At 37.8% G+C, this 15,712-nt stretch carries 9 protein-coding genes; all 9 read right to left on the bottom strand.

Translation table 11 applies throughout. The annotated features are described in order from the left end of the window. Nucleotides 1-70: 70 nt before the first annotated feature. Complete coding sequence (locus tag IGL24_RS06855) at nt 71-1,249, bottom strand: hypothetical protein (RefSeq protein ID WP_207700239.1); 1,179 nt, start codon at nt 1,247-1,249, stop codon at nt 71-73. A gap of 74 nt (nt 1,250-1,323) precedes the next feature. Then, nucleotides 1,324-1,497 carry a hypothetical protein gene (locus IGL24_RS06850; RefSeq protein WP_206857400.1) on the bottom strand — a complete coding sequence of 58 codons (174 nt, stop codon included), beginning with the start codon at nt 1,495-1,497 and terminating at the stop codon, nt 1,324-1,326. Between the two features lie 47 nt (nt 1,498-1,544). Beyond that, nucleotides 1,545-2,105 carry a hypothetical protein gene (locus IGL24_RS06845; RefSeq protein WP_206857401.1) on the bottom strand — a complete coding sequence of 187 codons (561 nt, stop codon included), beginning with the start codon at nt 2,103-2,105 and terminating at the stop codon, nt 1,545-1,547. Between the two features lie 47 nt (nt 2,106-2,152). Then, nucleotides 2,153-4,714: a MucBP domain-containing protein gene (locus IGL24_RS06840; protein WP_429968417.1), complete on the bottom strand. Its 2,562-nt coding sequence runs from the start codon at nt 4,712-4,714 to the stop codon at nt 2,153-2,155. Between the two features lie 20 nt (nt 4,715-4,734). Next, nucleotides 4,735-8,805, bottom strand: a complete 4,071-nt coding sequence (locus IGL24_RS06835) for a hypothetical protein (protein WP_429966303.1) — start codon at nt 8,803-8,805, stop codon at nt 4,735-4,737. Between the two features lie 39 nt (nt 8,806-8,844). Next, nucleotides 8,845-9,774, bottom strand: coding sequence for a hypothetical protein (locus tag IGL24_RS06830; RefSeq protein WP_207116094.1), 930 nt, complete (start codon nt 9,772-9,774; stop codon nt 8,845-8,847). 26 nt (nt 9,775-9,800) lie between these two features. Then, entirely contained in the window at nt 9,801-13,118 is a 3,318-nt protein-coding gene (locus IGL24_RS06825) for a lysozyme family protein (protein WP_429966302.1), read from the bottom strand. Beyond that, nucleotides 13,111-15,420, bottom strand: coding sequence for a VirB4-like conjugal transfer ATPase, CD1110 family (locus IGL24_RS06820; RefSeq protein ID WP_207700441.1), 2,310 nt, complete (start codon nt 15,418-15,420; stop codon nt 13,111-13,113). Before IGL24_RS06820 ends, IGL24_RS06825 begins: the two co-directional genes overlap by 8 nt. Continuing rightward, nucleotides 15,362-15,712: a PrgI family protein gene (locus IGL24_RS06815; protein WP_207700440.1), complete on the bottom strand. Its 351-nt coding sequence runs from the start codon at nt 15,710-15,712 to the stop codon at nt 15,362-15,364. The genes IGL24_RS06820 and IGL24_RS06815 overlap by 59 nt, the downstream gene beginning before the upstream one ends.

The following is a 15,712-nucleotide window of genomic DNA, read 5'->3' as shown; positions in this document are numbered from 1 at the left end:
GACGATTCGTCAGACAATTAATCATTGGTATCCCTAATTGATAAAATTTTTATCAATTAGAGATACTTTTTTATACACGTTGCTCTTTAGGGGAAGAACTACGTAATTTCTCTGAACTCTTGCGTTGCATGATTTCTGCTGATTTGCTTATGCTTGCCTCCATTTTGTTTTGTAGCTTACTAGGACTAGGAATACTTGTGGCTAAGGAAGGAGGTAAAGTTTTTTGAGTCAGTCTTCGTTGCTTCACTTCATGTGAAGTCCCCGTGCGATCACTCACATTGAATAAAGCCTCTGCTTTTGCATGATCTCCTTTCATAGCTAACGATCGAGCTTTCTGTACAATATCTAAATCATTTTTCAATTCATTGATCTGATTTTTTAATTGGCGATATTTTTGCCGGTTAAAAATATACTTACTAAAAAAATTGATTCGTTGTTTTTTACTTTTTAATTCGGCTAATTCATTTTGTTTCGTATTGAGTTTCATACTGTACTTTTCTAAGTTATGATTTTTTACGATGTTTTCTTTTAACTCATGAATTTTTTCAAAAACGGAATGAGTATTTCGATAGTAAGCTTGATCTTCTTTCCAGTTTTCGATAAAGTTATTAAGCGCTAATTCACTTTGTTTTTCATGTTGCTTGAACTTGCCATAGAAACTCGCGTCATTAAAACTAGAATCCATCTTAAAGTCATATCTTTTTTTATGCATTTCGATTTTATTACCTAATTCCTTGATGTTTTTTTCATCCTTTGATGAACCATACTGATCAAAAAAAACAGATAATTTTTCAAATTGCTCGTCAAGATCACGATGGATCATTTTTTTTGCTTTTTTTAAATCTGCTCGAACGGTTGGCGACATCTCTTTCATTTGGCTAGACAAATCTGTACTTTTTTTCAATTTACTACTTTTACCAATTTTAATTCTTTCTGCTTCTCTTTCTCTGATTAACTTTGCTTTTTCTGCTTCATATTCATCATAGCGGAAATCACTCATATCTTTGAGGCGATCTATTTTCGCTTGTATCTCTGAAATTTTTTCTGTTAATTTCTCAATCTTCTCAGGATCATTTTTTACTTCAGTATCTCTCGATGCACTTGATGAAGCAATCGGCTGTATTTGATCTCGTGCAGCGATCAGCTGTCGCACGTTATTTCTCTCTGCTACTAAGCGATCGTACTCAGGATCATTTATATCTTTTATACGTTCAATTCTTTGATTTAATTTTACGAGTTGTTCATCCATTGTCATTCCCACTTTCTTAAAGAAATCCTTTAACTATCTTCGTGATATTATCCATGAACAAAATGACTTATTTCCTATTTTTTATTCTTCTTTTGTAACGAACGTTTGAACCCCTCTGATGATCGGACACTCTCTAAATAGACACGTTCTTGTTCTCTCTTGTTTTCTTCTATCCTCTTCATTGTTTGGATTCGCTTGGCTTCGCGGCCTACTCTTCGTTGTTCATCACGCATACGATCATGTTCCATTATTTCTCCTCCAATCGTGATGTCCCAAAATGATACTTAAAAATTCTTTATGATCGCTGCAACGACGGTCTTCTTGTTAATTGATTATTTTTAGACAACTGATTGATTTTATTACTTTTACTGATTGCCTCTTTTTTTACTGAAGCAAAACTTAATTTTTTGATTTTAGAAACAGATTGTTGTTTGGCCGCCTTCACCGTTTTAGCTTCGGCAGATTTAATTCTTCGTTGTTGAGATGTTGCGCTGATACCCAATGTTTTTATACTTTTCAAAAGATCAAACTTCATGAAGTTCGCTCCTAATTTGTATAAAAACTGAAAAAGGTTCCGATTGGTTTTTGTTGCAATATTTTTTACAACAGGAGCTTTTTCTTTTGAAGCTTCCATTTTGACAGGTTGTTTTTTTGCTGACTTCGTCGTATTCGCAGATGCTTCTATTGGTGATTGCTCTTTTTCTTTCTTTTTTGTGATTCTATTTTTGATCATCTTCGTTACTTTGACGACAAATCTTCCTAAATACTTCAGTCCCATAAAACCAATTTTGGGTGATTTCAGGGATGTTTTTTGTAGCATCTTTACCTCTGGATCTGGCTGTTCATTTGTGATCATCGAATTCCTCCTTTAAACTAGTAGAGTGTCATCATTGGTTTTTAAATTTAGTTTGCTTTTTTTAGCTTTTTCCATAGGACAAAGGCGACGATAGATGTTCCTACTATAGTTAAATAAATGTCTGCTTGACCATTTAACTTTGGTAATGAACGATTCTCTTGCTTTCTTCTGATTTTGACCCCATCATTTTTTTCGATTGATGGTTTCTTGTTATTTACCTCTTTCCCTGGTTTTGTTTCAGGTTTTGTTTCAGGTTCTTTATCATTGGGTTTACCATCCTCTTTTTCTGAGGTCTCTTCATTTTTGACATAGATGAATTTTATTTCTTGCTCATCATCAGTAAACACACCAGTAGGTTGCCCGATGATTTCTTTGACTTCCCAACCATCTATTTCCATTGGCTCTGCCTTAAAAGCTTCTCCCCATTTTCCAAGTAGAATTTCCATTCGATTTTTTTCAGGTGCTTCCTCAAAAATATGATTAACGGCTACTTGACCACCGACTTTACGCTCGTATTGGATCGTCACCGCTTGTGCTTGTTCCGTCACCGTCACTTGTGGCAATTCACCTTTTACTTGCCACCCTGCTTCTGTTCGTGGCGTCAATTCAAACCGATCACCCACATTCCCAACATCTGTAATCACTTCGCTCGTATTCAGAGAAGAATCGCCTATGAATTCATGATTTACGGTGATTGCACCTCCGGTTTGTCGCTCGTATTGGATCGTCACTGTTTGGACTTGTTCTGTCACCGTCACTTGTGGCAACTCACCTTTTACTCGCCACCCTGCTTCTGTTCGTGGCGTCAATTCAAACCGATCACCTACATTCCCAACATCTGTAATCACTTCGCTCGTATTCAGTGAGGAATCGCCTATGAATTCATGATTTACGGTGATTGCACCTCCAGTTTGTCGCTCGTATTGGATTGTCACCGTTTGTGCTTGTTCTGTCACCGTCACTTGTGGCAACTCACCTTTTACTCGCCATCCGGCCTCTGTTCGTGGCGTCAATTCAAACAGATCACCCACATTCCCAACATCTGTAATCACTTCGCTCGTATTCAGAGAAGAATCGCCTATGAATTCATGATTTACGGTGATTGCACCTCCAGTTTGTCGCTCGTATTGGATTGTCACCGTTTGGGCTTGTTCTGTCACCGTCACTTGTGGCAACTCACCTTTTACTCGCCATCCGGCTTCTGTTCGTGGCGTCAATTCAAACAGATCACCCACATTCCCAACATCTGTAATCACTTCGCTCGTATTCAGAGAAGAATCGCCTATGAATTCATGATTTACGGTGATTGCACCTCCAGTTTGTCGCTCGTATTGGATTGTCACCGTTTGGGCTTGTTCTGTCACCGTCACTTGTGGCAACTCACCTTTTACTCGCCATCCGGCTTCTGTTCTAGGTGTCAATTCAAACCGATCACCTACGTTTCCTACATTCGTGAATGTCTCACTTGTATTCAAAGTGGTGTCACCAATAAATTCATGATTCACCGTGATCGCTCCGCCTGTTTCACGTTCATAAGTGATCGTTACGGTTTGCGCTTGTTCTGTTACTGTCACTTGTGGCAAATCTTTTACTCGCCAACCGGCTTCTGTTCTAGGCGTCAATTCAAACCGATCGCCTACGTTTCCTACATTTGTGAATGTCTCACTTGTATTCAGAGTAGAATTGCCGATAAATTCATGATTTACTGTGATCGCTCCACCTGCTGTTGGATTCTTTGTATAAACAAACTCAACAACTGTTTCAGTCCCAGCTGCCATCTGACCAGAAGCACTTGCGCTTCCAGATGATAATCTGCTAAAGGTATATCCCGGAATGGCTGGTGGTGTATACGCATAGTTTTGTCCAATCTCCATTTGTTCTATTAACGGATCTCGGAGTTCATTACCTGCCTCATCGATATATCTCACTCTGATTGAATTTTTTGTCCGCAGTGACAATGTGCCCAAATTAAGATCAGTAAGTGTAATGCCCCCTACATTAATCGGATTGTTTCCAAAAAAATCAGCAGTTGTTGGATCAATTGCCCATGTATCTAAATAAAGCGAACTCAAGTTAAGATTGATTGAGTTAGTATGACCATTTGTAGCACTCATCTGTGTCCTAGTAACTGTCACATCAACTCTTGTAAGATTTCCCGTGGTCGGGCCAATTACCCTACTAATGGTCACTCCCGAAGGAAGATTTGTCGCAGTCACCTCACCTATGCTAAAATTACCTGACAGATTAGGTGCCTTTCCATAACGCATCTGAGTATAAAAGTAATTGGGTACAGGCGTATTTCCACTCTTACCTCCCGTAAGTGCTGGAATCCAACCACCTTGATCTGTTACAAGGGCATAGGTAGGAATATTAATCGAAAAACTTACACTATCCCCCACATTAACCCCTAAAGAACTATCTACTTGTGGTGTAGCACTGATCTGTTGAGAGATTGCGTTTTCTCCTTCGTCATACAACCATGCACGTAAGCTCTTTCCTTGATGTATCTCATCGAGCATATAATCATTAAAAGTAGCATAAACACTCACTGGAAAATACAAGAGCAACAAGATGACGCTAAATATGCTCATTAGTTTGATTTTATTCATTGAATCTCTCTCCGTATTTTTTATTTTTCAAAAGATATTTGACCTTTCAGTAGGGGCTTGCCACTGACATTATTACTCTTTGAAATTGCTTTTTGTTTGATTGAATCAAATGCTTCTTTGACGGCCGGCTGACGATTGATTCCTTTATTCTGTTCAGCAATCTGTGGATTACTTTCAGATTTTGTATTATCCGACCGATGTCTTGCGGCTTCACCTAATTGATTTTTCGTACGGTTTTCACAAGATGATTGTGATGGTGGCTCATGAATATCCGCTTTCACATGAAGTGTTTCATGAGTATCGAACGAATTCGACCGACTTGAACGATTCGATTCATTTGGGGTTTTATTTTCTGTCTCTTGACCATAGACCCATGCATATGGACTTTTTTCTAGTGATTTCGTTTCAGTACTAGCAATTTTTATTCCATCTTCTTTGAATCCAGCACTTTTTATTGAAGAATTATCATGGGTAGGTGCACGATCATCCTTATCTACTTTTTCATAGGATTTATCAAAATTCTTGTCTACCTCTATAGAATTTTTTTCGATTGTTTCTTTTTGTGTCGTCGTTTCTAATGATTGATCTTCTTTTTTATAAAACTTCCTTTGTAGTGCATGCAGTCCTTTACTCAAGGCAGTCACACCAAAGGAAACAGCAAGTGCCATTGCAATAATCGAAGTTACTTTGTACATAAACAAAGGAGTTGAGGTGGCTATCGCAAATATATATGGTGCTACTACTGGTGTCAGTGCGACACCCACCCCTGCTACAACTATCCCAACACCAAAGATGATGGCGAGAGATTTCCAATTTCTTTTAAAATAGCCCTTTACAGATTTGTCTTTTTCTGGATTTTCAGGACTAACTTTTTCTGATGAGTGATTCTGTTGTTTTGTTTTTGCCGATTCTTTCTTATGAACGTCGGGCTCTCTTTGAATCGATTTTTCTTTTGGATCAATCACTCGATCTTCTAAGTTTCTCTGTCGATTTCGTTCTGCCTGGCGATAGGTTTGTATTCTAGAACGAAGTTTACGAATATAGTTGATGAGTTTTGGCCCATAAACGGCAGTCAAAATAGTCCCGTAAATAAATAGAGTTAGTGGTAGTCCATACATAGCAAGGTAAGCTGGAACGATACCTAAAATACCAGTTACCCACATACTGATCAACGGCCAAGATGCTAATGGCAGTAAGTTCAACAAAATTCTTCCGATTTGAATAGCTCGGCTTTTTTTTGTGTGGATTTTCTTTTTTTCTGTAAGCGGTCCTGAACCTGGCAACTCTACATCGTCATCCATGAAATTGGTTTCTGTACCTTTATCCGCTTTTTCTGAAACATTCTCATTTAAACCAAAAGTATCACTACTCGCATCCATTCCAAGTTTATCTAAAGGATCATTTGCATTTTGCGACTGCTTTTTATCCATTCCTCGAGTTGCTATACTCGATTCATCCAGTTTCGTTGGTTTCGGTTCCCCACCTTCACTCATCCGATTTCTCATTTGGCTGTTTTGAGTGTCTGAGGAAGATTCCTCTACTGGCACGTTGGAACTATCTGTTTGAGTATTTGTTTCAGGTGGTGCTTTCTCTATTGGATTAAATTTGAGTTTATCAGCTAACAATTCACTGATTTTTTTTGTGTTACCAGCAACGATACCTGTTTGATCTGTTTGAGGAGTATAGGGAGCAGTAGATTGGTTGCTTGTTTCATTTCTACGAGCTAGCTGATCGGCTGTCACAGTTTCTTCCGATTTTTGCCCATCACTACTTGTTACAGCAGGATTTTCAACTTGGGCTCGGCGTTGACGAATTGTCTTATTAGCCAAGCTATTTTGTTGCTGTAATGTTCCGTTAGATATACTAGCTTCAGTTTCTCTCCCAATTCTGGACTCGTACTGCCTTCGCATCGCTTCAACTTGACCCGTTGATTCTGGCACTGGTCGTTCGGTTGGAGGGTTACTTGCATTTTCAAACTGGTCCCTCGCTGCCTTCACTCGTCCCGTTGATTCTGGTACTGGTCGTTCATTGGGAAGCTTATTCACATGTTCAAACTGGTCTCTCGCTGCCTTCACTCGTCCCGTTGATTCTGGCACTGGTCGTTCGATTGGAGGGTTAATTGCATTTTCAAACCGGTCCCTCGCTGCCTTCACTCGTCCCGTTGATTCTGGCACTGGTCGTTCGATTGGAGGGTTAATTGCATTTTCAAACCGGTCCCTCGCTGCCTTCACTCGTCCCGTTGATTCTGGTACTGGTCGTTCATTAGAAAGCTCATTCGCTTTTTCAAACTGATCTCTCGCTGCCTTCACTCGTCCCGTTGATTCTGGTACTGGTCGTTCATTGGGAAGCTCATTCACATGTTCAAACTGGTCTCTCGCTGCCTTCACTCGTCCCGTTGATTCTGGTACTGGTCGTTCATTAGAATGCACATTCGTTTTTTCAAACTGGTCTCTCACTGACTTCACTCGACCCGTTGATTCTGGTGCAAGACGGTTATCACTTTTTACACTAGGATTTTCAAATCGAGCGCGACGCTTTTGGAATTCTTCATTCGTCAAGCCGGTTTGATTCAATTTTGTTTTATTTGCAAGCGATGGTTCATTACTTGTACTAGTCATGTTTTCGAATCGAGCATGACGTTTTTGAAATTCTTCATCCGCCCTACCAGTTTGACTCAATCCTGCATTGTCTACCCTTAATCCAATATTATCTATCGTACTAGCTTTGCTTTCTTGGACTAGCTCACTACTTCGTTGTTGCCTAGGTGGATTTTGATAAGCTGCTGTCTGGTAACTATCCGGTTCTCTTCGGTTTGTTCTTTCTGTGACTGGTGGTTCATTACTTGGTCCAGGCATATTTTCAAATTGGTCTCGTCGTCTTTGAAATTCTTCGTTCGCCCTACCAGTTTCACTCAATCCTGCATTGTCTGCTCTCAATCCAATATTATCTATCGTACTAGCTTTGCTTTCTTGGACTAGCTCACTACTTCGTTGTTGCCTAGGTGGATTTTGATAAGCAGCTGTCTGGTAATTATCCGGTTCTCTTCGGTTTGTTCTTTCTGTGACTGGTGGTTCGTTACTTGGTCCAGGCATATTTTCAAATTGGTCTCGTCGCCTTTGAAATTCTTCTTTCGTCATGCCGTCTTGATGGGACTCTGCTTTATTTGTGGTTGATAAATCATTTGTATAAACTGTGCTTTCATTTCCTCTACGTACAAATTCGCTAGTGCTTTTTAATGGAGGAGCTTTTTGGTAGGACGATGCCCCTTCATTTCTTTGTCTCTGTCGATCTATCGATTGATTTTTCCTATTTTGAACGGTCGCCGAATGATTTGATTGCGAGGCTCTCCATCTAGGCGACTTTCGAGTTTCTCTTTCTAATGGTGAATGATTCAGACCTTCATAGTATTGTCGCAATCGATTGACTGTTCCTGATGGTACTTCAGCTGAATACGGTTCTTTATTATAAGAAGGTTCTTTTTCAAATTGTGCTTTTAAATCACTCACTTTAAGACTTTTATGCGACTCTACTTTTGTCGATTGATTCGTAGTTTGTACATAATTTTCGTGCATAGTGACATTCTCTTCGATTTGCTGATTTGAAAAACCCTCCTGCTTCACATTGCCTCTCTTATTTTGCATTGTTTGTTCTGCAAATCTTTTTTCCTGTTCCCCCACTAACTTAGGTCTTGCTAATTCATCGGATGCTTGTAAAGGTGTGTTTGACGTAAAAGTAGGTTGCGCATCATTTGTCCTTGTTTCTTGCTCACGTCTATTTTCTTTTAAAACGATCATCCTCGATTTATAAATTGAAAACCTCAATGCATCATAAGCCGATGGATCGATGTCTTGGAGCATCGTTTCAAATGATTTTTTTAAATCATCTGATTTATCTTTAGCCACTTCTTTTCTCGAAGAAATCAAATCTAGTACAAAGTGAAATTCTTCTCTTAATGTCTCTGGATTGTTGTTTGATACTGTCTGTGAACGAAAATCATTGAATATTTTTTCTTCATGAGGTTTTACTGATTTTATTGAAATATCTTTGTTTATATATTCTTTAAGATATTCTTCATATTTTTTATAAAACATCGGTCTCCTCCATTCAATGAAGATTTTTTTAAGAGTCGATTAGCCATTTAAGCGATTTTCAAGTAAATGATCTAAAGATGAATTATTTTCTCTAAAAACTCCTGTTTGAGTTAACCGCACGGCTTGCTGAGGTTTTTCATAATCATTTACCCATAGAAACATTCCTGGAAGAGAATACATGCGATAGCCAAATGGAGTTTCTTCTAATGTGATCTCAAATTTATTGACTGCTGAATGCTCGTCGATGACAGATAATTCCAACACACATAAAGTCTCAGAAACATCTTCAGAAATGATTCGATAGGAAAAAATTTTAGTTATTTCTTTTCCATCTTCCATTTTTCTTTGGACGTATGTGTCTTCTGTGAAATCGATCAACACATGACTATTCATCGTTGTATTGGACCAGCTACCTTGAATTAACACATCCGACCATTTTTGACTGATCATTTCATGTGTTTCTTCTCCTCCAGAATCAGCCATCTCTTTCGCTTTTTCTCTCAAGTCAACATTAGGATAGAAATAGGTCGTATTTCCGTCATTATCTTCGTAAAAGAAAATCGTTTCGCCAAATCTTGTCATCAGCTCAAAAGAGACTTCCTCTTTCTCTTTGTCCGTTAGAACAAGTTTTGTATCTACTAAGCGATACTGACCTGTTGTGAGCCAACTGGTACTTTGATAAGTTCCGTCACTTTTTAATTCCAGAACCATGCCATCCGCTCGATCAGAATACCAAATTCCTCGATAAACTAAAGCTTCGTTTTTTTCTACTAAATTCAGTTCTTCTTCTCTTTGTTCACTTAAAGATAAACGCTCACTACTCGCAGTAGTTTCTGAATTTCCATTTATCCCACGGTGAAAAAATATCGAGTAGAAAATAAAACTGAACATTGTGATGAAAATGACACTAGCTATTATCACGATTCTTTTTCCTTCTTTTGACTCAACTATATTTTTTAATCGTTTCATTGTTTCATTGTTCGCCCTTTTCTTTTTTATTGGAGAATACCATAACCCGAAATGCTTGGATCATTGAGGAAATAGGTTCTTCTGGCTACTTTATTGGAAGTATTCCCCTCGACGGTTTGTATGATATTTCCGTCTGTAAATTCCACGATTCCTACATGATCTTTCCCTGTACCACCTCCATTCCAGTCAAAGAAAATCAAATCACCTGGTTGCGGATGGTAACTCTCTGAAGTTTTCCTATAGTTTCCTTTTTCCGTTAACCAGTTGATCATCTCTAAACAATTTGCTGATTTTATTATTTTTTCTTGGTTTAGGTAACCGACTTGATCTGCTACCCAGCTCACAAAAATCGCACACCATTCAACCCGTCCTTCAAAACCGTACCATCTCCAATATTTCTCTCCATGAAAAGTACCAATCTCGTTGATCGCTGTCTCAAGAAATCTTGAATTTTCAAGCCAGAGATAATTAGTAACAATAGGTACATAGAACATATTTCCATAGGCATATCGCCAGGAAAATCCATGAGCAATCGCTACTGGATGTGTGTAACGCACAGTCTGTCTGTTACTTTTCTCTCTAGCATATAACTCTGCATGAAGTAGATTATATTGTTTATTCGTATTAGCTAACCAATCTAAAAAGCCTTCTCCATAGTTATACGCTTGAAGAGCCGCACGATCATCCAAATGCAATGTTCTGGCTTTGTTCAATAATTGAGCAAAATAATGAGTTCCTCGATCAATAGAAGTTACTGGATCATCGATCGTATTTGGTGGCATACCTTGCGATTCACTGGCTTGCATAATATCTGGAAATCTTTCTGCATCACCACCAGACTCTACTCGGATGATTGCCAAGATCATATTGACATATTCTGGAATACCGTATTTTTCACAGGCTTCTCGAACAAGATGTTCCCATTGTAAAATCATTTGTCCTGGGTTTTTAAGACTTCCTGAAATTGATCTTGACGAATTATTTGTAAATCCATCTATCTCAGACGGATATTGAAATATCAAATCAAAAATATAAGCAGACGGATAAATATTGCGATTTGGCCGAAGGGTTCGACGTTCAATGACTTCAACCCTCAAATTCCCAGTCGTTTCTCCTATCAGTGTATCGGCATCGACCCAATCTCTATTTCTCACTTTGATATTTTTTAATGGAGATAAAACAACTCTTTTATTTAAGGAAGTATTGATAGTGACAGAATTATTCCCAACTGCATGAACTCTTCCTGAGCCAGAATTGTCAAGTCCATAAACTGGTGTACCAGCTTCAGCTAGTAATTCAATATAATTGTGTTTATTTCTTTCATTTAATCCACGATAGCCATATTTTTCAACAACGATTGCATCTTGACTCATACCAAAAGGACTTTGTAAAAACACTTTATTTTCAAACCGATCTAATTCCTGTATCGGTCCAAACTTATCTAGTTCTTCTTCTGAGAGAGTATCTGAGTTTTCATCAATAAACTGACTGATTGTCTTGATTTCAATATTGATCAATGCCACTTTGATTGTTCGATGAGTTGGCCGATCTTCTTCAATCGGCGGATCAACTGGCTGTTCCTCACTTGGGTCTCTATTTGTTTGCGGCTCATCTATTAAGACTTCCTCTTCATTCTCTGATTCTTCGATTTCTTCTTCTGGATTGTTTGTTTCTTCCAGTGTTCCATCATCTACTTCTGATTCCTCTGATTCTACCTCGTTCCCACTTTCTCCTTCTGGTACTTCTTCGATTCCGTCATCTTCTTCCGATTCATCTGGCTCTTCCTCGGTTCCGCCATTTTCTTCTGATTCATCTGGCTCTTCCTCGGTTCCATCATCTTCTTCTGATTCATCTGGCTCTTCCTCGGTTCCATCACCTTCTTCTGGTTCTTCTGGCTCTTCCTCGGTTCCATCGCCTTCTTCTGGTTCTTCCGCCTCTTCCTCGGTTCCATCGCCTTCTTCTGGTTCTTCTGGCTCTTCCTCGGTTCCATCGCCTTCTTCTGGTTCTTCAGGATAAATGATTGGAACTTCTCTTGTTTCGATTTCTGTCGTGTAACTAAAGGTATATCTATGGATGCCTTCTAATTCTCCACGAACTCTTGTTGCACCAAAAAGATTACTGTCTGCTGAAATTCGTTGATCTATATCATAGTTTTCATATTTTGCATTCAAATAGTAAAGATACGTATCTGCATCAGAACTATACAAAAAATTATTATCTGGTCTTGCTACACCATTTACAACGAAATAAACCTCTTCAATTTCAGAATCTTCAGAAAAATCTTCAAAAACTTGTTGAACTTCTTTATTCTTCCTAGCATCTAAAAACGTGACGTGCTCGTATGCCTCTGCCAGAGCCATATCTTCTGTTTTTATCGTAAATATACTGGCAATAAAATTAAAGATAGCGACGATTACAACTACCACTACGATGACAACCGCCAAAATCATCATTACTTTGACGGATAGCAACATCAGAATCAACTTTAGAATAATAAACAAGACTAAAAGAACACCAAGTATATTTAATTCACCATCTTTATTTCTGCCAACTGTATCGATTGCTGTTTGTGCTAGATTTTTTTTAAAATTAGGTTTGAACTTTTTTTTCGATGGAATCTTTGTCTTCTTTTTTAATCGCTTGATTTTTTTAGAGTTACTCAACACCTGATGTTTATGCTCAAGTTTGTCTTTGATACCAAATAGTTTTTCTTCAAGCTTCTTTGCTCTGGTTTGTTTATTTGCTGTAAGTGTATTTTTTATTCCAGCTAGATTGAGGCCATTGTTATCTAGTTTTTCTTGTTTCTTATGGTAGAATTTTTTTGATTCTAGTTTTTGTTTATTGATTGTTTCCGAAGAGAGCTTATTTCGTCGACTCGTTCCACTATTATTAGGGAAAATTTGCCTTTTTTTTATTCCAAGAAGCGCATGATCGATTTCTTTAGGAGATCTATGTTTATTCTTTATGAAATATGCTTTTTCTCTAGTTGTACTATGTTTTTCGTTTCGATTTACTTTGTTTAGCTGATTTTTTCTTGTGATAAGCTGGCGCTTTTTAAAGTGACTAATTTTCTTTGAATATTTGTTTGTTGCGCCCTTACCTAATGGTGCTTTTCTTACCTGGCTATTCACCATGTGTTGTTTGAAGTCAATGATATTTCTATTTTTCAGCTGTAAGTTATTACTTTTTTTTCTAGCTAAATTTTGTTGATGTTTTTTTAGACGGATTCGTTTTTTTAGTGCTTTCTTTTCTTGTTCTTTCGTGCTGACATGTTTCAATTTAATCGATAACAACTCTTGCTGCTTGTTGTTTTCTTGTTTATTCCCCTCATATGTCTCATTCATAATCTTGCTTTGTCTTTACCTCTTCACCAGGTTTAGTCGTCATGATTTGATAGAGATTCGTCTCTTTCGGAAGTCTGTCTTCAAATGGGATGATCGTGTCGCCAAACACCATCAATCCAGTCCCTTCACTCCCATTTAATACATACTTTTCCTGTTCTTCCGATATATCGAATAAACGAGTCAACTCTGAACGGTCCGATTTTGCTTGATTGAACATAACAACAAAGTCACTATTAGAAAGCATTCTTCTGGCTAGATCAGATAGTAATAATGTCTCGACATTTTGCGTGATTCCTGTTGGTATAGCCCCCCATTTTCTTGCTCTACTCCACAATTCAAAGAAATAATTTTCGGAATATTCATTTGTAAACAGTAGCTGTAATTCATCGATATATAACCATGTACGGATCCCTGATTCTCGATTTAGCGTGATACGATTCCAAATTTGATCTAAGACAACTAACATTCCAAACGGTTTTAGCTGTTTTCCTAGATCTTTGATATCAAAAATAATCAAACGTTTATTCAAATCAACATTCGTCTGTTTCGAAAATAGTGCTAGACTACCTTCTGTATAAAGCTCCAATTCAATCGCCAATTGCTTTGCATCTTCTTCGGGCTGTTCATTTAGCGCCATATAAAATTCTTTCAATGTGGGTACTTGTTTAGGTTCGTGGTAAATGTTACGGCATACTCGGTCGATAATCGTCTTTTGTTGCGAAGACAGCCCTAAGATACCGCCTGTGATCAACTCGCATAGTGAAATCAAAAATTGGGTTTTTAGAGCAATCGGGTTTGAGTCATCGCCATAGTTACTATTGATATCCATGGGATTGATACAGGTGGTTGAATTCCCCGCCAATCGGACCATCTGACCATCAAATTCATTGCAAATATGAAGGTATTCTGACTCTGGATCAATGACGATCACCTCATCTTTGGGGTTTCTTAGCAAAACATTGACAATCTCTCGTTTTACAGAAAAACTCTTACCAGATCCTGGTGTTCCTAAGACAAATCCATTTGGAGCCATTAGTTTCTTGCGGTCAAGAATCGTCAGATTTTTTGTCACAGAATTGATTCCATAATAATTTCCATTCTCATGGAGCATTTCAGAAACCGAAAATGGCATCAATGCGGAAACTGCCGATGTTGCTAATAAACGATTTAATGGAATATGGTTTTTCCCTATTGGTAAAGCCGTGTTTAAGGCTAATTTCTGCAAATAAGCTATTTCAATGATCGTACAGCCAAATCTCCGACCTACTGACTTGATTTTACTTGCGATTTTTTTTAACTTTCCTTGGTCCTCTGCATAAAAATTGATCAAGACGGTTACTTCAAATAGTTTTTGACTTTTGCTTTGTAACGAATCCAATAGCTCTTTTGCTTCGTCAAGTGAATAGGATAGATCGTATGGAAGCATCTCGTAATCATAACCACTATTCAACGCTTTTCGTTGCTCATCCACTTTTTGCTGATCCATATAGGCCATTTTAGTCTTTACTAGATCGAAGCTATTTGCGATCGGTATTGGTCGACAACTGACAGTCAACGTGATTTCTTCATCGATCTCCATTAGACCTGTTAAACATTCATCTGAAAGTTCAGCAGGATATCCGCTCAAATAGAGTGTTTGATTCAACTTGTTTTCGATCTTGATCAACTGTTTATCCGCTTTAAAGTCGATTCGCTTTGGAAGTAATTCGTTATTTTCATTTTTAATAACTTGACCAATCAACTCTTTGCGTTCCTCACCATTCAAAATATGGATCGTAGAACCGATCTTTCTAGCGAATAATTCTACTTGATCGGCAATCAAAAATAGTTCTCTTTCCGCGAATGCTTGATTCTCATGTTTCTGTGTGAATGTTAAAAAAATCCTTTTCGCAAAAGCATTCTTTTTTTCATTGATTTTCGTCTTTAAATAATCATTCATTTCCTGGCGGTATTTATCATCATATCGCTCATTTTTTTCTTTAAAAAGGACATGATCCAATTCTTCAACTGTTTTTTTCTTTTTTACTAACGTAACCTTATAATCAATGGAAGCGTCTAAAGAATTTAGAAATTCACAATATTTAATGAATATCTGCATGCGTTGTTCCTCTGAACAAAGTTGATAACTGATATCTTCGATGTTGATCGTTAGCGAGTATTCATTTTCGTCAATTAGACAAATGCCATTGTCATAGATTTTTTCAAAAAGAAAAAAAGATTTCTTTTCCTCTTGCCTGTTTTTTTTATTCTTTTTCTGTCTGAAGTTGACCTTCATCAAGTTGGGACGTATCAGATTCTTCATACACAACTACTCCTTGATCAAGATGGTAAATAAAAAAATATTTTAAATAACGTTCAAAAGGAAGTCCCTCTTTTTTTAGCCAACCGAATGCGACGATTGGCATTGAAACAAGAATCATCAGCCAACTGATCACATCCATGGAATAACCAAAAAAGCGAACAAACACAATACTGATCACAATGTTAGTCAACACCGCGATAGATAAAAAACCTAATTGTCGCACACTCATTCCTGCAACGATTCGTTCTTTATATTCCCGTACATCTTTATGGACTTTCACTTCAATTGCCAT

Source organism: Enterococcus sp. DIV2371 (genome assembly GCF_050498525.1).
In the GTDB taxonomy this organism is placed as follows: domain Bacteria; phylum Bacillota; class Bacilli; order Lactobacillales; family Enterococcaceae; genus Enterococcus_B; species Enterococcus_B mangumiae.
Note: the sequence above shows the minus strand (reverse complement) of the source record. Positions and strands in the feature narration are given on the sequence as shown.